This is a genomic window from Pseudomonas sp. FW305-25, assembly GCF_017351415.1.
Taxonomy (GTDB): Bacteria; Pseudomonadota; Gammaproteobacteria; order Pseudomonadales; family Pseudomonadaceae; genus Aquipseudomonas; species Aquipseudomonas chlororaphis.
On the sequence record NZ_JACNDE010000020.1, the window covers coordinates 43,048 to 64,159 of the forward strand.

21 protein-coding genes are annotated in these 21,112 nt (G+C 62.5%); 19 read left to right on the forward strand and 2 right to left on the reverse strand.

Features of this window, described 5'->3' with window-relative positions:
* Positions 1 to 296: 296 nt before the first annotated feature.
* The 12 genes from J4E58_RS18965 (at position 297) to J4E58_RS19020 (ending at position 11,292) form a co-directional block, all read left to right on the forward strand.
* Positions 297 to 1,409: an amidase gene (locus J4E58_RS18965; protein WP_037036061.1), complete on the forward strand. Its 1,113-nt coding sequence runs from the start codon at positions 297 to 299 to the stop codon at positions 1,407 to 1,409.
* Positions 1,410 to 1,436: 27 nt separating this feature from the next.
* Entirely contained in the window at positions 1,437 to 2,609 is a 1,173-nt protein-coding gene (locus J4E58_RS18970) for an acyl-CoA dehydrogenase family protein (RefSeq protein WP_007931976.1), read from the forward strand.
* A 25-nt stretch (positions 2,610 to 2,634) separates the two neighbouring features.
* Positions 2,635 to 2,994, forward strand: a complete 360-nt coding sequence (locus J4E58_RS18975) for a hypothetical protein (RefSeq protein ID WP_007931975.1) — start codon at positions 2,635 to 2,637, stop codon at positions 2,992 to 2,994.
* Between the two features lie 16 nt (positions 2,995 to 3,010).
* Complete coding sequence (locus J4E58_RS18980) at positions 3,011 to 3,541, forward strand: nuclear transport factor 2 family protein (protein WP_007931973.1); 531 nt, start codon at positions 3,011 to 3,013, stop codon at positions 3,539 to 3,541.
* A gap of 47 nt (positions 3,542 to 3,588) precedes the next feature.
* Entirely contained in the window at positions 3,589 to 4,863 is a 1,275-nt protein-coding gene (locus J4E58_RS18985) for a Rieske 2Fe-2S domain-containing protein (RefSeq protein WP_007931970.1), read from the forward strand.
* A 19-nt stretch (positions 4,864 to 4,882) separates the two neighbouring features.
* Entirely contained in the window at positions 4,883 to 5,359 is a 477-nt protein-coding gene (locus tag J4E58_RS18990; protein WP_037036083.1) for an aromatic-ring-hydroxylating dioxygenase subunit beta, read from the forward strand.
* Between the two features lie 10 nt (positions 5,360 to 5,369).
* Positions 5,370 to 6,110, forward strand: coding sequence for an SDR family NAD(P)-dependent oxidoreductase (locus J4E58_RS18995; RefSeq protein WP_053260825.1), 741 nt, complete (start codon positions 5,370 to 5,372; stop codon positions 6,108 to 6,110).
* 80 nt (positions 6,111 to 6,190) lie between these two features.
* The gene (locus J4E58_RS19000; RefSeq protein ID WP_087087744.1) at positions 6,191 to 7,150 is read left to right on the forward strand and encodes a PDR/VanB family oxidoreductase; all 960 of its coding nucleotides are present in this window, start codon (positions 6,191 to 6,193) and stop codon (positions 7,148 to 7,150) included.
* Positions 7,151 to 7,169: 19 nt separating this feature from the next.
* Positions 7,170 to 7,670, forward strand: coding sequence for a flavin reductase (locus J4E58_RS19005; protein ID WP_007931961.1), 501 nt, complete (start codon positions 7,170 to 7,172; stop codon positions 7,668 to 7,670).
* Positions 7,671 to 7,898: 228 nt separating this feature from the next.
* A complete protein-coding gene (locus tag J4E58_RS19010) occupies positions 7,899 to 9,176 on the forward strand; it encodes an OprD family porin (RefSeq protein WP_102673045.1) in 1,278 nt (425 codons plus the stop codon).
* A 141-nt stretch (positions 9,177 to 9,317) separates the two neighbouring features.
* Complete coding sequence (locus tag J4E58_RS19015) at positions 9,318 to 10,499, forward strand: alpha-hydroxy acid oxidase (protein ID WP_007931959.1); 1,182 nt, start codon at positions 9,318 to 9,320, stop codon at positions 10,497 to 10,499.
* A gap of 169 nt (positions 10,500 to 10,668) precedes the next feature.
* Entirely contained in the window at positions 10,669 to 11,292 is a 624-nt protein-coding gene (locus tag J4E58_RS19020; protein ID WP_007931954.1) for an NIPSNAP family protein, read from the forward strand.
* 84 nt (positions 11,293 to 11,376) lie between these two features.
* Here the strand turns inward: J4E58_RS19020 and J4E58_RS19025 are convergent, their stop codons facing one another.
* On the reverse strand, positions 11,377 to 12,420 hold the full coding sequence (locus tag J4E58_RS19025; protein ID WP_087087742.1) for an alpha/beta fold hydrolase: 1,044 nt from the start codon (positions 12,418 to 12,420) through the stop codon (positions 11,377 to 11,379).
* A gap of 409 nt (positions 12,421 to 12,829) precedes the next feature.
* On the opposite strand from J4E58_RS19025, the gene J4E58_RS19030 reads away from it, so the two are divergent.
* The 7 genes from J4E58_RS19030 to J4E58_RS19060 all read left to right on the forward strand — a co-directional run bounded on the left by J4E58_RS19030 (position 12,830) and on the right by J4E58_RS19060 (position 19,797).
* Positions 12,830 to 13,846: a TRAP transporter substrate-binding protein gene (locus J4E58_RS19030; protein WP_087087740.1), complete on the forward strand. Its 1,017-nt coding sequence runs from the start codon at positions 12,830 to 12,832 to the stop codon at positions 13,844 to 13,846.
* A gap of 37 nt (positions 13,847 to 13,883) precedes the next feature.
* Entirely contained in the window at positions 13,884 to 15,824 is a 1,941-nt protein-coding gene (locus tag J4E58_RS19035; RefSeq protein ID WP_256583211.1) for a TRAP transporter large permease subunit, read from the forward strand.
* Between the two features lie 8 nt (positions 15,825 to 15,832).
* Positions 15,833 to 16,885: a LacI family DNA-binding transcriptional regulator gene (locus tag J4E58_RS19040; RefSeq protein ID WP_037005878.1), complete on the forward strand. Its 1,053-nt coding sequence runs from the start codon at positions 15,833 to 15,835 to the stop codon at positions 16,883 to 16,885.
* Between the two features lie 2 nt (positions 16,886 to 16,887).
* Positions 16,888 to 17,892, forward strand: a complete 1,005-nt coding sequence (locus J4E58_RS19045) for an NAD(P)-dependent oxidoreductase (protein WP_087087736.1) — start codon at positions 16,888 to 16,890, stop codon at positions 17,890 to 17,892.
* A gap of 18 nt (positions 17,893 to 17,910) precedes the next feature.
* Entirely contained in the window at positions 17,911 to 18,720 is an 810-nt protein-coding gene (locus J4E58_RS19050; protein ID WP_053260832.1) for an amidohydrolase family protein, read from the forward strand.
* Between the two features lie 142 nt (positions 18,721 to 18,862).
* Positions 18,863 to 19,558 carry a tRNA (adenine(22)-N(1))-methyltransferase TrmK gene (locus J4E58_RS19055; protein ID WP_087089275.1) on the forward strand — a complete coding sequence of 232 codons (696 nt, stop codon included), beginning with the start codon at positions 18,863 to 18,865 and terminating at the stop codon, positions 19,556 to 19,558.
* An 80-nt stretch (positions 19,559 to 19,638) separates the two neighbouring features.
* Positions 19,639 to 19,797, forward strand: coding sequence for a DUF2986 domain-containing protein (locus J4E58_RS19060; RefSeq protein ID WP_007931951.1), 159 nt, complete (start codon positions 19,639 to 19,641; stop codon positions 19,795 to 19,797).
* Between the two features lie 57 nt (positions 19,798 to 19,854).
* Here the strand turns inward: J4E58_RS19060 and J4E58_RS19065 are convergent, their stop codons facing one another.
* The gene (locus tag J4E58_RS19065) at positions 19,855 to 21,081 is read right to left on the reverse strand and encodes an MFS transporter (RefSeq protein ID WP_087089273.1); all 1,227 of its coding nucleotides are present in this window, start codon (positions 21,079 to 21,081) and stop codon (positions 19,855 to 19,857) included.
* Between the last annotated feature and the right edge of the window lie 31 nt (positions 21,082 to 21,112).

Below are 21,112 nucleotides of genomic sequence, written 5' to 3' on the forward strand. Positions count from 1 at the left end.
CAACTCGATATTTTTCAAATGTTTTGTTGTTAATCGTTATTGATATCTAATTAACTTATTGATTTATAAGGGTAAATATTATGTTTTCCGGTTTTTCCTATCTCTGTGCCGGTGTTACCAAACTGCACGTCACTGGTGCGAAAAGTGAAAATCTGCACCGAAAATACACATCTTTTTATTTGGTAAAATTCAATTGACATTTCACGTAATTATTATGATTTTAGATTTAAGCGTTCACCCAGGCTTTCATGCCGAGGGCATCCGTTCTGGCGATACACAAAGAGCAGGTAAAGAGCATGTCGATCGTTGTCCAGGATTTAGCTTTAGGGGGAGATGGCCTTTCGGTCATGGTGAAGGACACCATCGATATCGCGGGCTATCCGACCCGTGCTTCAAGCAACGCACTGGTCGATGCTCCGGCGGCCGGCGAGCATGCCCAAGTGGTCCGGGCGCTCCTGGGTGCGGGCTGCCGGATCACCGGCAAAACCAGCCTGCATGAACTGGCTTTCGGGACTACCGGCCTCAACGCCTGGACGGGCACGGCAGCCAATCCGCGCTACCCGGGCTATATACCGGGTGGCTCCTCCAGCGGTTCGGCGGCGGCGGTGGCGGGCGGGCTTTGCGACTTCGCGCTGGGCACCGATACCGGGGGCTCGGTACGGATTCCCGCGGCGTGCTGCGGGGTTTTCGGCCTCAAGCCTACCTTTGGCCGGATCAGTCGCCAGGGTGTCATGCCGACGCACAGCACCCTCGATTGCGTAGGCCCCCTGGCGCGGGATATGGATCGCTTGATCGAAGCGATGGGCATCATCGATCCCACGTTCGCCCCCGTCCCGCTGCCCGAGCATCTTGCTATCGGCGTAGTCGCGGTGGAGGTCCACGAACAGATCCAGGCGGTGGTTAACCAGGCGCTGGGGCGTTCGCACTTCAAGCTGCTTGAGCAGACGCTGCCTGGTATGTCCGCAGCGTATGGCGCCGGGATGGCGATCATCAACGCCGAAACCTGGGCCGCGTGCGGTCATCTGCTGCAAACCGGCCGGGTCGGCAGCGATGTCGCCGACCGTTTGCGCGCAGCCAGCCTGACCACGGCCAAGTTCGTTGAAGAAGCCGAAATCACCCGTCGCGCGTTTACCGCAGAAGTGGACGCAGCCCTGGCGATCACCCCAATCCTGGCCATGCCGACCATGCCCGACTTCCCATTGCGGGTCGTCGATGCGGCCGACACTCGCGCCGCCCTGGGCATGACCTCACTGGTGCGCGCTTTCAATCTTTCCGGTCATCCGGCTCTGAGCATTCCTCTGGAAAGCGCTTCGGGGCTCCCGATAGGCCTGCAACTCATTGCCGCCCATGGCGCGGACGAACTGCTGTGTGCAGTCGCCCGCGAGCTGGTCCGGCGCCTGGAAGAGTAAATCGTCATGCTTACTATGGAGAAACCCATGACTGCGCCAAGCGAGCTGAATCACCAGCGCCGTGTGCCGATCACGGCGAATGAAGCCTTTCAGAATCTGTTGGTCGAGATTCGCACGCGTGCCCGGAATGAAGAATTCGACCAGCAAAAATGCATCTCGCAGGATGTCATCGAACAGTTCCGCACGCTCGGCGTCTATCGTGCCCTGGTGCCCAAGCGCTTCGGCGGTGACGAGCGCTCACCGGCCGAGTTTTGCCAGATGGTCGAGGACATCTCCATCGCCGATGGGTCCGCCGGCTGGGTCGCCAGCTTCGGCATGAGCCCGGTTTATCTGGCGGCGCTACCGCTGGAAACCCTGCAGAAAATCTACGCCGACTCGCCTGACGTGGTATTCGCCGGCGGGATCTTCCCACCGCAGCCCGCGCCATTTGTCGAAGGTGGTCTGGAGGTGAACGGGCGCTGGAAATTTTCCAGCGGCTGCATGGGGGCGTCGCTGATCGGGGTGGGCATCAGCCCGAAGAACGGCGAGATGCTCGGCCTTCCACGGCTGGCGGTGATGCCTCGGGAAAAGGTGCGGATCGAGCAAACCTGGAACGTCGTCGGCCTGGTCGGCACCGGCAGCCATGACGTCGTCGTCGAAGGCGTCGTGGTGCCTGAGGAGTGGACGTTCGTTCGCGGCGGTCCTTCGAGTCTTGACGAGCCGTTTTTCCGCTATCCGTCCCTGTCGTTCGCCACTCAGGTCTTGTCGGTGGTCGGCCTGGGCGTTGCGCGCGCTGCCCTCGACGAGTTGAGTGGCATGGCCAGTGGCCGAATCTCCGTGACCGGTGCGCCGTCATTGTCCGACCGGCCGCTGGCTCAGGTCGAAATGGCCAAGGCCGAAGCGGCGCTGCGCGCTGCGCGGTCGTGGTTCTACCAGGCGATCGACGATGCCTGGGCCAGCGTCCTGGCCGGCGATCCGGTGAGTGTCGAGCAGACCAATATGCTGCGCTTGTCCTCGACCCATGCCACTCGTGTCTCGGCCGATGTAGCGCGCACCGCGCAAATGCTTTCGGGTATGAGCGGGGTGTACCGTACCAGCCCCCTGTCGCGCTTCGTCAACGACACCCAGGTCATTACCCAGCACGCCTTCATGGGCGACATGACTTACCAGAACGCCGGCGCGATTTTCTTCGGCAATAAGCCGCTGCCGGGCTACCTGTAATTTTCCCTACTGATTGGTGAACCCCATGACCGATAAAAAATCCCTGCGAGTCCTGTTCTGCATCGGCATCAACCAGAACTTCTTCGATGCTCCGCGTCCCGAGGCGCTGGAGGTATGGGCCGCGTTCGGCGTCATGTGGAACGGCATCGCCGATCTGCCTGGCGTGACCGTGCTGGGCAACATGGACGATGACCAGAGCATGGTCGGCCCCTCCGCCGGTTGGCCCTGGACCACGTATCTGCTGGCCGATGTGCCGGACATCGAAACCGTCCACGCCGCCTGCAATCTGTTTCGCACCACGGAGGTCGGCGATGGCCCCTACAAACTTTGGAAGTACTGCAAGGTCGAGGCCCGTACCGGTCGCGAACTGATCATCCAGCGCTGAATCGAGAGCAGTCGCCATGTCATCACAAGAGCATTTGCGCGCACTGGAGCAGCGGCTCCAACAGCTGGAAAGCGAGAACGCCATTCGCGCCTGCATGAACCGCTACATGTTCCTGTGCGATGAACTGGGCGTGGGCTCCCCCCTCGAGGAGCTGGCCGCTCTGTTCACGGCGCAGGCGATCTGGGAAGGCAAGGGAGCCAGGTACCAGAACAGCTTCGGCGGTTACCGCGGGCGTGAGGCGATCAAAGCGATGTTTGCGACCTACATGGTCGAACCTGCGCACTTTTCGCTGAACGTGCATTTCCTGACCTCGGAGCTGATCCGGGTCAGCGGCGAGACCGCGGATGCCAGTTGGGTGATGTTGCAGGCCTCGACCTTTGCCTCGGGTGCCTCGCACCTCAACAGCGCTCGCCTCAGCGTGCGGTTCGCCCAGGAACAGGGGCAGTGGCGCATGGCGCACTTTCAGACCGAGAACCTGTTCAGTCGCCCGGTCGATACCTGGAATAGCGCCGCCCACCTGCCCGTACCTGGCCAATCCGGGGAGTGACACCCGGAATTCTTGAAGTCGGCGACGCCTGCCGACGAGGAGTGATCGTGAATAACCTGATAAACACCGTAACGCTGGACGCCAGCCCCTCCGACCTGGTTCTGCATGACCGTGTTCACACGTCGATGTACACCGATGGCAAGCTCTTCGAGCAGGAGCTGGACAAGATTTTCTACAGCACCTGGATCTGGGTCGCGCATGCCAGCGAGATTCCCGATTCCGGCAGCTACAAGAGCACTTACGTCGGCAAGCAGCCGGTAATCGTCGTACGCGACCGCAAGAAAGACGTGCATGTGTTGCTCAATCGATGCCGCCATCGTGGCGCAACGGTGTGCGAACACAAGAAGGGCAAGACCAACAGTTTCGTCTGCCCTTATCACGGCTGGAGCTACGCCCTGGATGGCAGCCTGCGTGGTGTGCCGCACCCGGAAAGTTACGGCGATTGCCTGGAAAAGGCCGACTTGCCTTTGGTCGGCCTGCGTGTCGAGCAATACAACGGCATGATCTTCGCCACCTTCAAGGATGATATCGAGCCCCTCGTCGACTTCCTCGGCCCGGCGAAGAAGTGGATTGACCTGTTCATGAAGCAGGGCGCCGGTTACCCGGTCAAGGTGGGAGGCGAGCATCGCTTCCGCTTCCCCGGCAACTGGAAAATCCAGCTGGAAAACACCACCGATGCCTATCACTTCCCGCTGGTGCACAAGTCGTTCCTGTCGTCCGTGGATGAACAGACGCTGGAGCTGTTCGATTTCGTCAAAGGGCCGGGCTACGTCGAAGACCTCGGCAACGGCCACAGCGTGATGGTGATGATCCCCGACCTGGTCGATCTGGAGGCCAATCTCGATTTGCCGATCCCGGCGCGCTTTGAGGATCTGGCCGCGCAACTGCGCGCCGAAGGCCAGGACGAGGAATCGGTCCGCCGTATCGTACGCGCGGTAGGCGGTTCGGGCTTCAACCTCAACCTGTTCCCGAACGTCGCTTGTTCCATGGCGTTCTTCCGGGTGCTGCAACCCATCGCAGTGGACGAAACCGAAATCCATCACGCGGTGATCACCATGGACGGTGGCCCGGCCGTGGCCAACCGTTATCGCCTGCGCCTGCATGAGCACTTCCAGGGCCCGATGGGGTTTGGCACGCCGGACGATTCCGAGGCATGGGAGCGCGTACAGCGCGGCGCCAGTGCCGGCACCGATCTGTGGATCATGCTCAATCGCGGCCTGCCGGGCGAAAAGGAGTCGGAAGACGGGCGGGTGAGCGATGTGAGTGCCGAGACCGGCATGCGCGCTGGCTACCAGCAGTGGAAAAAAATGATGTCGGCCTGAGTCGATGGAGAACACCATGATCAATCTGCAATTGCTCAACCAGGTCAGCGCTTTCATTTGGCAGGAAGCGGACATGCTCGATCACGGCGATTTTGTCGAATGGCTCGATCTGTGGACCGAGAACGCGACTTACATCATCCCGATCGATCCGCTGGAAACCGATTTCGAGAACACCCTGAACTACGCCTACGACGATCACCACATGCGTCAGTTGCGCGTGGCCCGATTGACCAGCGGCGAATCGATTTCGACCACCCCGCGGGCGCGCACCGTGCGCAGTCAGTCGCGCTTTCGCCTGTTGTCGGATCGAGACGGGGTGGTCACCGTGCGTTGCGCACAGAACCTGCGCGAGTTCCGCAAGGATGTGCTCAAGCAGTACACCGCCGATGTCACATTCGAGCTGGTGCTCAGCGGTGACAGTTTCAAGATCCAGCGCAAGCTGATTCAACTGATCAACTCCACCGATACCCTCGCGGGTATCGGTTACATCCTCTGAGGACGCTGCCATGACACAGGTTGCATTGGTCACCGGAGCGGCCCAGGGGCTGGGCAGGAGCATTGCCGAGCAACTGCTGAACAGCGGCTACCGGGTCGTGATCAGCGACCGCTCGCTGGAGTCGGCGCAAGCCACCGCCGCTGAGCTGGACGCTACTGGCGAACGGGTGCTGGCGCTCAAGCTCGACGTGTCGAGCAAGGTCGATTTCGAGGACGCTCTGGCGGCTGTCGTCGCGCATTGGGGGGCGTTGCAGGTGGTGGTGAACAACGCCGCGATGACCATGACCACGCCCGTGATGCAGATCAGCCCGGAAGAGTTCGACCGGGTGGTGAGCGTTAACCAGCGCGGCACGTTTGTCGGCTGCCAAGTGTTCGGCAGCTATCTGGCGACCCGGGGGTACGGGAGGATCATCAATATGGCCTCCCTGGCCGGGCAGAACGGCGGCACCGCGACCGGCGCGCATTACGCCGCCTCCAAGGGCGCAATCATCACCTTGACCAAGGTCTTTGCCAAAGAGCTGGCGGCCTCCGGTGTCACGGTCAACGCCATCGCCCCGGGCCCTGTCGAGTCGCCGGCGGTACGTGCCGCCGTGCCGCCCGAGCGCCTGGAAAAACTGATAGAGGCGATTCCGGTCAAGCAATTGGGCAACGCCGCATTCATCGGCAGGCTGATCGTGCAACTGGCCAGCGAAGACGCCTACTTCACCACCGGGGCGACCTGGGACGTGAACGGCGGGCTCTTCATGCGCTGAGGTCATTGGCGCCACGTTTTGCAACAGCAGCAGGGCGTGCCCAGGTGCGCGCCCGTACAACCAATTCGGGACAGTCCGGTATGAGCGATCAATTATTGAAAGTTGTCGTGCGCAAGCGCGAAGAGCAGGGCGAAGGTGTCGTCGTGCTGGATCTGAGCGATGCGTCGGGACAGCCCTTGCCCGCGTTCGAGGCGGGCGCGCATGTCGATATCCATCTCAAGGCTGGGCTGGTTCGTCAGTATTCGCTGTGTGGCGATCCGGCCAACGCCAGCGCCTATCGCTTGGGGGTACTCAAGGATCCCGCCTCGCGGGGCGGTTCGGTGGCGGTGCATGAGTGGTTGCAAGAAGGGCGCGAGATCGAGATCAGCCTGCCGCGCAATCACTTTCCGCTGGCCAGCGATGCCAGGCGCTCGATCCTGATCGGTGGCGGTATCGGCATTACCCCGATGGTCGCCATGGCCTACGCATTGAATGCCCGCGGCAGCGATTTCGAACTGCACTATTGCGGCCGCTCGCGCAGTCGCAGCGCCTTTCTCGACGAGTTGGGCAGCGCTGCGTTTGCTTCCCGGTTGCACACGCATTTCGACGACGAAGCCGTCGAACAGAAACTCGACCTGTCCAGGGTGCTGGGCACCCCCCAGGCCGGTGTACACCTGTATGTCTGCGGACCGTCCGGCTTCATGGACTGGATCATTGCCCAGGCCCTGGAAGCAGGTTACGCCGACGATCATGTGCACCGCGAATACTTCCAGGTCGAAGTCGACACCTCGGGCGCGGGCTTCGAAGTGGTTGCCCAGCGTAGTGGCAAGACCGTCCAGGTGGTCGAGGGCCAGAGCATTGTCGAGGCACTGGCTGCCGTGGGCATCAGGATTGACGTGTCCTGTGAGCAGGGCGTTTGCGGCACCTGCTTGTGCGACGTTATCGAAGGCGAACCGGATCACCGCGACGTGTATCTCACGGATGACGAAAAATCCGCCAATGACCAGATTCTGGTGTGCTGTTCCCGAGCCAAATCCAAGAAGCTGGTGCTGGATATCTGATAGACCGGAGGGTAAGACCATGGTCGATACAACGGGATTTCGTAACTCAATGGCAATGCTCGGTGGTGCGGTTTCGATCATCACCACCGATGGCCCTGCGGGTCGTTTCGGCTTCACCGCTTCGGCGGTGTGCAGCGTGACCGACCAGCCGCCGACACTGTTGGTGTGCATGAATCGCTCGTCGTTTTCCAATGTGCATTTCAAGAGTAATGGGGTGCTGAGCGTTAACGTCCTGACGCCGGGGCACCAGGAGGTATCGGGGGCGTTTTCCAACCGCAACCTCGATGCCGAGCAGCGCTTTTCCTGCGCATCCTGGACCACCCTGGAAAGTGGGGCGCCACTGCTCGATGAGGCACTGGTGAGTTTTGACTGCCGCATCGCCCAGGCTCATGAAGTCGGATCGCACACAATTTTCTATTGCGAAGTCCTGGGTATCCGTAATGGCGAAAGCCAGGAAGGCCTGGTGTATTTCAATCGCGCCTACCACCGCTTGGGAGATGCATCCAAAGCAACTCCCTGACAGGGCTGGAACCCGGAAGTTTCGATAAGGACTTCCATGATCATTAAGTTTATTGAATAACAAGAAAGCAGTTGTCGCTGTTCTGGCGAATGACTGTGTTACGCCTTTTTTTGCAGTGAGTGGTTATAAAAACAATACTGCGGATTGACTGCCTAAGTTTAACTTTTGCTGAACTAATCTGCTTCCACTAGCCGTGCCTTTGTGCATGTAAAAAAGAAGGAACGCTTGATGTCTCAGAATCGCTGGGTAAGCCGTGGCGTCACTCCTGTGACCGTGATGGGAATCTTCATGCCGGTCGTTGTATATGCCGACTTCGTAGATGACAGACAAGTCAGTCTGGGGATGCGCAACTTCTACATTGACCGTGATTTCAAACAGCATGACGCGCCGCAATCCCGGGTGGGCAGTTGGACCCAAGGTTTCGATTTTCGCGCGATCTCGGGTTACACCGAAGGCACGCTGCAGTTTGGCCTGGACCTTTCGGCGCAGTACGCCTATCGCTTGGACGGCGGCGGTGGACGGGGCCCGGACAGCATCATTCCGTACGATGCCAGCAAGGGCGAACAAGTCCGTGACTATGGCCGTGCGGCGCTGACCGGCAAGGTGCGTTACAACAAAACCGAACTCAAGATAGGTGAACTTCGTCCGACGTTGCCGGTGGCCTACATCGACGATTCGCGGCAATTGATCACCACGTATCACGGTGTACAGATCGAGTCCAGGGAAGTGGAAAAGCTGACACTGACGGGCGGTCGCTTTACCGAAATCAGCTCCCGGGAGTCTTCCAATACCGAGAAGATGTACTTGTTCAATGGTCCCAACATCAAACGCCGCAGTGATGGGTTGAACTTTGCGGGTGCCACCTATGTATTTACCCCAAACTTGTCCGGTACTTATTTCTTCGGGCAACTGGAGGATATCTATAAACAACACTACCTGGGGCTGACCTATAACCATGATCTGGGTGCCGGTTACGGCTTGAAGACAGACCTTCGTTACTTCAATCACAGTGAAGACGGCAAAGCGCTGTACGGCGATATCGACAACCGCTCCTATGGCGTCATGACCACCCTGAAAAAAGGCGCCCACGCCTTCGGTGTCGGCTACCAGCGCATGCTCGGCGAGTCGACATTCCCGACGCTCAATGGCTATGCGCCGCAGCCTTACCTGGTGAACTGGTCGACAGTGGCGTTCGTCAAGCCGAACGAAAGCTCCTGGCAATTGCGTTATGACTACAACTTCGCGGGCGTCGGGTTGCCGGGGTTGAAATTGATGACGCGTTACATACGCGGCACCGGTATCGACCGAGGCAGCAATAGCCTCGAACAGAACGTCGAAAGTGAACGCAACATCGTGCTCGGCTATGTGGTGCAAAGCGGTCCCCTGAAGGACTTAGGTTTCGAGTGGCGCCGGATTGACGTAAAGACGCGCTATGGCAATGGCAGGGCGTCGGGGGTGGACTATCAGGAAAATCGCCTGATCACGACCTACACCTGGAAGTTCTGAAATCCCTGGAAGTCGTTCGCGGCTTCCAGGCCGGCCTGCGCATCCGGCACGGTTGAACTTCAACATTGTTTTTCCTTCGTCCGGAGCGCTCCTTCCGGACTTTTTTACCGCGGTTTTTATGCCGCGCTTTAAGGATTGCCTATGCGTCGTTTTTATACCGGCTGCGACTTGGATCGCGTTCACAGTATCGCCGAATTGGCCGAGATAGCCCGGCGGCGCTTGCCTTACTTCGTGTGGGAGTACCTCAGCGGCGGTGCGGAGGCCGAATTGACGCTCAAGGATAATCTCGCGGCGTTCAGCGCCTTTGGCCTGCATTCCAGGGCCATGGTGCCCTGCCATGCGCCCGACACTTGTCGCGCCGTGCTCGGCCGGGTGTTGCCCATGCCGATGCTGATTGGGCCGACGGGCTATAACGGCCTGCTGCACCGCGATGCCGACATTCACTTGGCCAGGGCGGCAACGGCACGGGGGCTGCCCTTCAGCCTGAGTACCGCGTCCAATACCTCGCTTGAAGAGCTTGTCGCGGCGGTGCCTGGTGTCGACCTGTGGTTCCAGATGTACGCCATGCGCGATCCGCGGGTGCAAAACGATTTGCTGCAGCGGGCCGCCGACGCAGGCTGCCGGACCCTGGTGTTGACCTGTGATGCGATGGTGCTGGGTAATCGCCAATGGGACCGGCGCAATTTTGCCAGGTCGCGCCAGCTGACATGGCGCAACAAGCTGGATGTGGTCCGCCACCCGCGCTGGCTCAAGCAGGTGATGTGGCCATCGGGGCTGCCCGGCATGGGCAACCTCGAACCCTACTTGCCACCGCGCGAGCGTAACCCCCTGGGATCGATGGCGTTTATCGGCCAGCAGATGGATACCTTGCTCGACTGGGACATGTTGGCGCGTTTGCGTGAGCAGTGGGGAGAGCGACTGTTGCTCAAGGGCGTATTGCATCCGGCAGATGTGGAGCGCGCCATCACCCTTGGGCTCGACGGCGTGGTGGTGTCCAACCACGGTGGTCGCCAGCTGGACGGTGCACTGAGCAGTCTCGACGCGCTGGCGGCCATCGCCCCGCAGGCACGGGGCAAACTCAGCCTGCTGCTCGACGGCGGCATTCGCCGTGGCAGCGACATCGTCAAAGCGCTCGCCTTGGGTGCGGATGCCGTGCTGCTGGGCCGATCCACCCTTTACGGGGTGGCGGCGGCCGGTGAAGCCGGAGCAGGACGGGCATTGGACCTGCTGACGGCTGAACTCGCACTGACCATGAACCTGATGGGCTGTACCCACCTCAATCACCTTGACGGTGACAGCGTGTTCCAGCGTCGACGCGCTTGAGCATCAAACTGCGTTGCAAGCTGGAACAGCTAACTGCGTTGCAGAACCGCCCGGATATTTGACCGCGCGCTCGAGTCGAGGGAGCTGTCGCCGGTTATCAGCGACGCAATGTATTTTTCGTTGTGGGTGCGGATCATCCACGCATCTCTGGTCCTGAGCCGAGGTATTCATGAAGCTGTACGAGTTGATCACGTTCACCGTGCGCGTGCGCACTGTCGCCATCGCCATGGTGTGTCTGGAACAGCGCCTGCTGGCGCAAGGCGCCGGCGTGAAGTTGATGGGGTGCTGGGCATCGGAGGTCGGCCCGCTGAATCAGATCGCGATGTTGCGCGGCTTTGCCGACGAGGCGTCTCGCCAGGTCGAGCGCGAGCGTTATCTGGCGGCTGCCGACGCGTTTGGCATTGAGGCGTATCTGATGGAGATGCGCGTGGAAAACTATTCGTTGTTTCCCTTTCTCCAGCCGCTGCCTGCCGGGCGGCACGGGCCGTTCTACGAGTTTCGTATCTACGATCTGCTGCCATCCGGTCTGGCACCCACGCTGAGGGGCTGGAAAAAAGCGCTGGGCCCCAGAACCGCCGAGCAATATTCGCCGGTATATGCCGCCTTCTATGCCACCGACGGTCAGTTGCCTCGGTACTTGCACATCTGGCCGTACTACTCGCTCGAACAGCGCCTGGACGTGCGCACCCGTGCCGTACAGGATGGCGTCTGGCCGCCGGAAAACTCAGGTCCGCAACTGCGCGACATGCATTCGACGATCTACCTGCCGGCGAGCTTTTCGCCGTTGCTGTGAGACGGCCGCTGATCGGTGAGGCGCGGTTCACTCAACGCTAGTCATTCCCCACGCCATGTTTTGCCCAGGACAGTCAGGCCGACCTCACAGCTGATCCGCATCGATCACTGCCTGGGCGAACGCCCGCGGGTCTTCCTGCGGCAGGTTGTGGCCGATGCCGCCGCTGATCAGGCGGAACTGGTATTTGCCGGTGAAACGCTTGGCGTAGTCCGCGGGGTTCGGGTGCGGCGCGCCGTTGGCATCGCCTTCGAGGGTGATGGTCGGCACGCTGATGGTTGGGGCCGTGGCCAGTTTCTGTTCCAGTGCGGCGTAGCGGCTTTCGCCTTGAACCAGCCCCAGGCGCCAGCGGTAGTTGAACACCGTGATATCGACATGGTCGGGGTTGTCCAGGGCCTTGGCGCTGCGCTCGAAGGTGGCGTCGTCGAACGTCCATTGCGGCGAGGCCAGTTGCCAGATCAGCTTGGCGAAGTCGTGGGTGTTTTTCTCATAGCCGGCGCGACCGCGATCGGTGGCGAAATAGAACTGGTACCACCACTGCAATTCCGCCTTGGGCGGCAGCGGATTCTGGCCGGCCGCCTGGTTGCCGATCAGGTAGCCGCTGACCGACACCAGCGCCTTGACCCGCTCCGGCCACAGCGCCGAGACGATGTCCGCCGAACGCGCACCCCAGTCATAGCCGCCGAGCACTGCTTGCTTGATCTTCAGCGCATCCATGAAGTCGATGACGTCACTGGCCAGCGCGGCCGGTTGGCCATTGCGCAGGGTTTTCGCCGACAGGAAACGGGTATCGCCGTAGCCGCGGGCATAGGGCATCAGCACCCGATAACCCTTGGCCGCCAGCAAGGGCCCAACCTCATCAAAGCTGTGAATGTCGTACGGCCAGCCGTGCAGCAGAATCACCACCGGGCCATCGGCCGGGCCGGTTTCGGCGTATGCCACATCCAGCAGCCCGGCGTTGACATGCTTCAGCGGGCCGAACGGCGAAGGGGCGGCATAAGTGGTGCCGGTGCTGCTCGCGTCGGTTTGCGCCGCTGCGGGCGTCTGCGCCTGGGCCGTGCCGAGAATGCCGAACAGGGTGAGGGCCAGGACCGACGCGCCGATGGTGTGGTTGCGCAGTGTCATCTTCATGCTGATCTCTCCATTGGATTGCAAGCCGTGGGGCGGGGGACCTGGCTGATCCCCTTCAACCTGGGTTGCATTTGACGGCCGCGACGTATCTGGCCTGTGTCCGAATCCCGGGGCGGATGCAAGCGCGTGTACCGGGGAGGGCGGTAGATACAGTGGGATACACGACGTAGCCCGCGAGTCCCCGCGGATAGCCGTGGCAGGGTACGAAGCCGTTCGTGTGTCCGGACCGGCGACGGTTTTCGACCGCGCCGTGGCCCCGTCGGACGCTTTGTTCGAAGGCAATGTCTGCTTCGTGGGCAAATTTCCATTGCCAGATCCGGGTTATTGGAGGTAGTTTGTAAACGATTTAGTAAAACGTTTTACTAACTCATGCAAATGTCGCAAAACAACAACAAAAGAGAACAGCCTCATGCCTCTGACCCGACGTCGTTTCGTGCAGTGTGCCGCCCTCAGTGCCTGCGCGCTGGCCCTGCCTTCCATTGCCCGTGCCGCCCCTTCGGTATTGCGCTTGTCCTCGACCATGACGGCGGACGAGAACTCGGCGCACTACCTGTTCTACCAACGCCTGGCCGAGAACCTGAAACAGTCCGTGGGCGACCGTATCCGTATCGATTTTTTCCCCAACGGCCAACTCGGCAAAGAGGCCGATGTGGTGCAACAGGTGCGCCTGGGCTCGATCGACCTGATGGTCTCCGGGAGTTCGATCTGGGCCACGGCCCTGCCGGAACTGGCGCTGCTGGACCTGGGGTTCCTGTTCGACAGCTACGAGCATGTCGCCCGCTCCGTGGATGGCGGCGTCGGCGAGATCTACAACGGGCTGCTGCGCGAGCGCACCGGTTGCTCGGTCGTGGGCTGGGGCGCGCATTTCAGCGCGCGCAGCGTCTATACCAAGCCGCCGATCAAGGATCTCGAGAGCATCAGGAATACCAAGCTGCGGGTCCTGCCGACCCAGGCGTTCATCGAAACCTTCAAGCTGCTGGGTGCGATCCCGACCCCCATTGCCTTCAATGAGGTCTACACCGCCATCCAGACGGGGGTGGTGGAAGGCTTCGAACACGATGCCGCCAGCGTACTGGCCAACAAGCTCGACGAAGTGGTGAGCCACAGCTGGCAGACCGACCATTTGTTCAGCCCTTGCATTGCCGTGATCGGCAAGCGCGGGCTGGCGAAGATTCCCGCCGACCTGCAACCGGTGTTCATGGCGGCGGCCCGGGAAGCCAGCGTGTCCCAGCGCCGGGCGGCCGCGATCAAAGGCGCCGAAGCCATCGCCGCGCTGGGCAAGGGCGGCATGACCTTCTTCCCCATGGCTGACGCCGAGCGCGCCAGCATCCGTACCCTCATGCGCGACAAACTCTGGCTGCCGTTCACCCGGACCACGCCGTCCATGGCGTCGGTGCTGGGACTTATCGACGCGGCCAGAGCGTGATCCAGGCCAGCCCCCATAACAAGAGGAGACAGACACCATGAGTTCATCCGACGCTCTCGCTGTCGCGGATCAAGTGGTAGAGGAACATCCCGGGCAGACCAACGCAGCGGCCGCCATGGCCGACGACTGGGGCTTTGCCACAACGCCGGGCAGTGGCGGCTTGCTGGCGCTGCTGTGTCGGTGGGTCGAACGCCTGTGCGCGGTGGTGCTGGCGCTGGACGTGGCGGTGGTGTTCGTCTCGGTGATCCTGCGCTACTTCGTGCATCACCCGGTGGACTGGGCCGAGGAAGTTGCCCGTGGCCTGATGGTCATGCTGGTGTTTCTCGGCGGCGCTACGGTGCTGGCCCGCAAGCAACATGTACAGGTGGACTTCTTCCGCGCGCTGTTGCCCGCCGGCTGGCAGCAGGCCGCGCAGCAGACCGGGGGCTGGTTGGTCGCGGGCACGGCGGCGGGGCTGGCGTTCTCGTCCTGGCTGTTGCTGCAAGACTCGGTCAACGTCGTGACCCCGATGGGCTTGCCGCAGTGGCTGAATGTGCTGCCGGTGTTCGTCGGCGCGCTGCTGATGACGGCGGTGGGCGTTGCCAATGCCGTCAACGGCGCCACTCCCGTCACCTGGCTGACGTTGCTCGGCTGCCTGCTGGTCGGCGGCTCGGTGTATGCCTGGAACACCCAGGTCGAGGCTTACGCCCTGCAACCCTGGGGACTGCTGGTCGGCGGCTTCTTCGGCGGCCTGCTGGCGGGCGTACCGATTGCCTTCGTCCTGGCCCTGTGCGCCTTGCTGTACTTCATCGGCGATCCGTCGCTGCCGATGGTGATCTACTCGCAACAGGTCATGGCCGGGATGGATCACTTCGTGTTGCTGGCGATTCCGTTTTTCGTGCTGGCGGGGCTGCTGATGGAAGCCAACGGCATGTCCTCGCGCCTGATCGAACTGCTGGTGCGGCTCTTCGGCCGGGTACGAGGCTCGATGAACCTGATCGCCATCCTGGCCACGGCATTTTTCTCCGGCGTGTCGGGTTCGAAGCTGGCGGATATCGCCGCGGTAGGCGGGATCGTCGTGCCCGCCGTGCGCCGCACCCGCCAGGACCCGGCGGAGACCGCGGCGGTCCTGGCGGCCTCCGGGGTGATGGCGGAAACCATCCCGCCGTGCATCAACATGATCATCATGGGCTTTGTCGCGAACATTTCGATCGGCGGCCTGTTCCTCGCCGGCATCGTGCCGGCGGTGATGCTCGCCCTGGGCCTGGCGACCCTGGCGGTGATCTTCGGACGCAAGGTCGACCCCGACCTGGCCTTCCCCTCGCGCCGGCCGGTCGTGCGTCTGCTGGGGGGCGCGCTGGTGGCGCTGATCATGGTGACGATGATCGGCAAGGGCGTGACCTCCGGCGTGGCCACCTCCACCGAGGTGTCGGCGTTCGCAGTGGTCTACGCGCTACTGGTGGGCGGGCTGACCTTCCGCGAGCTGACGTTCAAAGGCATCGCCAGGCTGTTCGTGCGCTCGGCCTCGATGGCCGCGGGTATCCTGTTCATCATCGCCGCCGCCTCCAGCCTGGCGTTCGCCCTGACGATCCTGCAGATTCCGGCGATCATTTCCGACTTCATGCTGGCCTTGGCGCATGACTATGGCCCCGTGGCGTTTATGATCACCTCGGTGATCATCATGGTGGTGTTCGGCGCGGTGCTCGAGGGCGCGCCGGCGCTGATCATCTTCGGCCCGCTGCTGGTGCCGATCGCTGTGCAGGTGGGCGTCAGTCCTTTTCACTTCGGCACCGTCGCGGTGATCGCCATGGGCCTGGGGTTGTTCTCGCCGCCGTTCGGCCTGGGGCTGTTCGCCACCTGCGCGATGACCGGCACGCGGGTCGAGGAGGTTTCCCGGCGGATGGTCAAATACCTCTGCCTGCTGGCGGCCATGCTGATTTTGATTGTCCTTGTGCCATCGATTTCCCTGTGGCTGCCGCGCACTTTCAATATGGGTTAATGCAAAACATGACAACGATTCACGATGTGGCCGCTCTGGCGGGGGTTTCGGTCAGCTCTGTGTCCAATGTGCTCAACCAGCGCACCGACAAGCTCAGCGCCGACACCTTCGCTCGCGTCGAAGCGGCGATTCTCAAGCTCGGCTACCAGCCCAACCGGGTGGCGCGGCAGCTCAAGACTGGCCATACGCCGATGCTCGGCCTGCTGGTTCCGTCCACCGCCAACCCGATGTACGGGCAGATCGCCCTGAAGATCGAGGCCGCCGCCCGGGCGCAGTTTTCCTACCGGCTGCTGTTGGGCAACACCCACCGCGACAAGCAGCAGGAGGCCGGGATGTTCGATGACCTGCTGTCGTTCGGCGTGCGTTCGGTGATCGTGGTCTCGTCCCAGGACGACGAGCGTCACCTGGAGGCCGCGGTACAGCGTGGGCTGACGGTCGTCAGTTACGACCGGCAAACCACCGAGGACGGCGACTCGCGGGTGGACCATGTGTCGCCGGATAACTTCCAGGCGGGCTATATCGCCGCCGCGCACTTGATCGAACACGGTCATCGGCGCCTGGCGTTTCTGGTGCCCAGCGGCAAGACCATCAGCCGTACGGCGAAGATCGAGGGCTTTCGCGAGCGCGCCGCGCAGGAGGGCGCGCAGGTCAGTGCCACAGTCATCGAAGGGCCGGTGCTCGAGACGTTCGGCGATTCGGAGCTTGCCGACCTGGGATTCGCCATGGCGGCTGATCTGGCGGCAATGACGCCCAGGCCGACCGGTGTCGTCACCGTCAACGATATGCTCGCCATGGGCCTGATGTCCGGGCTCATCCAGGCGGGGCTGCGGGTGCCCGAGGACATCTCGGTGGTCGGCATGGACGGCCTGTCCATTGCCGCGTTCAGCAACCCCAGCCTGACATCGGTGGCCATGCCGCTGACCGAGATGGCCGACATCATGGTCCAGCGCGCGGTCGAGCGTTCCCGCGACCCACAGCTGCCCGCTGTCAATCTGGTGTTCCAGCCAATGCTGATTTCCCGACATTCGGTGGCCCGGCCCGGCGCCGACAAGCGAGCGTGACCATGACTGAGATCTTCCTGACCCATGCCCCCGGCGTGCGCGCCAATTACTACGCCGAGCAGCCGCTCAGGCAGCTTCAGGCCCTGGGCAATGTCCGGCTCAACGACTCGCCCGATCCGCTGTCGCTGGAGCAACTGGTCGATCGGGCACAGGGCTGCTCGATCATTGTCGCCAGCCGCGAGGCGGCCGCGCCCGCCGAATTGTTCGAACGCCTGCCACAGCTTGCGGCGATCTGCCGGGTGGCGGTGGACATCCGCAACATCGATGTTGAAGCCGCCAGCCGTCACGGCGTGCTGGTCACCCATGCGACGCCGGGGTTCGACCGCTCGGTGAGCGAATGGGTGATCGGCGTGATGATCGACCTGGCGCGGGGCATCAGCCGCGCGGCCGCCGATTACTGGCAGGGCAGGGCGCCGCAGGTGCTCATGGGGCGGGAGTTGCGCGGGGCGACGCTGGGGATCATCGGTTACGGCTTCATTGGCAAGCGCCTGGCCGACATTGCTCGGCTGCTGCAGATGCGCGTATGGGTCAATGACCCGAATGCCCGGGTCGATGAGCCTGGCATCGAACAGGTGTCGTTCGAGCAGGCCATCGGCGCCGCCGATTATGTGGTCTGCCTCGCGCCGGCGGTCGAGCGGACCTACAACCTGTTCGGGCGCGAGGCCTTTCGCGCGATGCGCCCTGGCGCGTTCTTCATCAACGCCTCGCGCGGGGAACTGGTGGACGACGCTGCCCTGCTCGAGGCGCTGGAGCAGGGGCTGATTGGTGGCTGTGCGCTGGATGTCGGCCGCGCGCCAGACCAGATGCCCGGGCCGCTGCTGGCCGCCCATCCCAAGGTCATTGCCAGCCCGCACATCGGTGGGCTGACCCCCGAAGCCAGCGAGCATCAGGCCATGGACACCGTGCGCCAGGTCCAGGCCTTGCTCGCAGGACGAGTTCCGCAGGGGGCGGTGAACCTGGCGCGCGCGGACCGCGCCCGGGATGTATTCCGGCTGCAATCCCACTAACCAGGAGTACCCGCGACTATGACCTTGCCCAGCCACGCCACCGACTGCCACGTGCACGTGTACGACCCCGTGCGCTTTGCGGCGCCATCGCCGGTCCCGACCGCGACCTGGAGCGACTACGCGCGGATGCAACAGCAACTGGGCCTGCAGCGCGCGGTGCTGGTCCAGCCAGTGGGGTACGGCTTTGACAATGCCTGCCTGCTGGATGCGCTGGTCCAGGCCGGCCAGGCAGCGCGGGGCATCGCCGTGATCAAGGCCGAAACGCGCTGGAGCGAACTGTCCCGCCTGCATCAGCAAGGTGTGCGCGGCGTACGTTTCATGATGGTGCCGGGGGCGGGCGGGGTGCTGCCCTGGGACGCGCTGGAAAGGATTTCCTGGCGTATTGCCGAACTCGGCTGGGTGATCAATCTGCAACTCGACGGCCGCGACCTGCCTTGTTATCAGGAGCGTCTGCTGGCGTTGCCGAGCAGGCTGAGCATCGACCATGTGGGCAAGTTCCTCGAGCCGGTCCCCGTTGGCCATGCTGCCTTCCAGACCCTGTTGCGCTTGCTGGACGGCGGCAATACCTGGGTCAAGCTTTCCGCTCCTTACGAAACCTCCCGGGTCGGCGCGCCGCTGTACGAGGATGTCGGCGTACTGGCCCAGACGCTGATCAATAGCCACCCGGAACGTTGCCTGTGGGCAAGCAACTGGCCGCACCCGGGGCGCGACCCGAGGCCGAGCGACAGCGCCATGCTCGACCTGCTGTCCCACTGGGCCACGGACGGCGCCTGGCGCCGGCGCATCCTGGCGGATAACCCGGCGGTCCTTTACGGCTTCGACGACTGAGGCGGCTAGCGGGCGGTGCCTGGCAGGACGGCGCGAACCCTGGCCCCGGTCGCATAAATTTGAAATGCACGCCATTGCCCGACAAAATCGCGCCCCGATCCGGCCAAAGGCGCCGGACGTTCGTGGTGAAAAGGGGCGGCAGTTGAACCAACAGACATTGTCCATGCGCCTGGAGCGCGTGGCGGCGCATGTGCCAGCGGGTGCGCGCCTGGCCGATATCGGCTCGGATCACGGCTACCTGCCGGTGGCATTGCTGCGCCGTGGCCTTATCGCCGCGGCGGTGGCTGGCGAGGTGGCGTTGACGCCGTTCCACGCGGCCCAACGCAGCGTGCGCGAAAACGCGCTGGACTCGGGCATCAGCGTGCGCCTGGCCAACGGCCTGGCGGCGATCGAGCCGGAAGACGGGATCACGGCGATCAGCATTTGCGGCATGGGCGGCGAGACCATCCGCGACATCCTCGACAGCGGCAAGGCCCGCCTGAGCGGCCAGGAACGCCTGGTCCTGCAGCCCAACGGCGGCGAGCAGCCCCTGCGCCAATGGCTGATGGAGCATGGCTACCGCATCCTCGGCGAGGAAGTGCTGCGGGAAAACCGCTTTTTCTACGAAATCATCGTCGCCGAGCGCGCCGGGCCAGTGAGCTACACCGCCGAGGAACTGTACTTCGGCCCGCTGCAACTGCAGGCCCGCAGCCCGGCCTTCCTGGCCAAGTGGCAGCGCATGCTGCGCCTGAAACACAAGACCCTGGCCCACTTCGCCCGTGCCCGGCAGGCCGTGCCCGAGGAGACGGTCCAGGACATCGCCCGGCAGGCTCGGTGGATCAGCGAGTTGCTGGCCTGAGCGCGGTCCAGGGGTTGTACAGGAAGGGGCGCTTTGAATCCCCTATCATTCAAGCATTCACAATGCCGAGCAGAAAAAACATGAATCGTCGCAAGAAAATCAATCAGCTATTAAAGGCTAACGCGAAAAAGGCCAGTGCCAAGCTGGCACCGCGAAAGCCCAAATACATCAGCAAGGCCGACCGATTGAAGCTGGCTGCCGAATCCAGTCCGGAGTCCGTGGTGTCCTCCGAGAGCTGATCCATGGCGCTTGAGCGGCCATTGCTTCTACAAGGCCCGGCTATTTACATCAACCTGTTAGCCGGGTTGGGCCGCCAGGCTATTACTGACCTTGCGTCCCAGCACAAGTACCGTGACAAAACCGCAGCCCACCAGGACCGTGGCCAGGCTCAACAGCACCGAGCTGCCCAGCTGGTCGACGATCCTCCCGCCGAAGAACGAGCCCAACGCAATAATCACCTGGAACAAGGCGACGAAGAGTGGCATGCCGCGTTCGACATCCTTGGGCGCTACGACAAACATCCAGATACTGGCGCAGGCCGGGAAGGCGCCGAAGGCGAAGCCCCAGAGCGCGATCAACATCGCAGCGCCAGTCATGCCGGTGGCGAAGTAGGGGAACAGGGCAGTGCTGGTGCCGATCATCAGTGCGACCAGCAACAGGGTATGACGCACGCTCCGGTTGGCGGCGAAACCAGCGAAAATATTCCCCACGACCCCGGCCACGCCATACAGCAGCAGAAATGAACCAATAGTCGGCCCATCGAAGCCGGCACTCTGTTTGAAGAAGGGGGCGACATAGGTGTACGCGGCAAAGTGCGCCAGGCCGATCAGCAAGACTGCGATCAGTCCGACCCGAGCTTGTGGGTTGATGAACAAGGCCGGCAGGTCACTGATGCGAATGGCCTTGTCCGGGGTGAGCCGCGGAAGCAGGAAGACCTGCGCCAGCAGCACCGGTATACCCAACAGCGCGGTGACCAGGAAGGTCATGCGCCACCCCATCAGGCCACTCAGCCAGGTGCCTACGGGCACGCCCAGTACGGTGGCCAGGGTCACACCGACCATGATGATCGAGGTGGCCTGGGCTACGCCCACTCCTTTGGGGGCCAGGCGGCCGCTAAGGGCAATGGCGGTAGCCCAGAAACCGCCGATGCTGATGCCCAGCAGCACACGGCCGAACAGCAGCAGGTTGAAGTCGCTGGCGTAGGCCACGACCGAGTTGGCGATGATCATGATCAGCGTCAGGCCGATAAGCAGATTGCGACGGTCCAGGACACCGATGCCCACAGACAGCAAGGGGGCGGCGAGGGCGGCCATGATGCCGGGCAGGGTAACCATCAGACCGGCGTGGCCAGCAGTGATGCCCAGGTCGCTGGCGACATCGTTGAGCACGCCCACCGGGAGAAACTCGCTGGTCACCAGGGCGAAGGCACCCACGGCGACCGAGAGAATCGCCAGCCACTGTTGTTTGACGCTCTGTTGACTATGTTCGAGGAGGCCGTGAGGGGCCTGGCTTGCGCTTGACATGGTGCTGGGTTCCAAGGGGGATGTCGCCTGA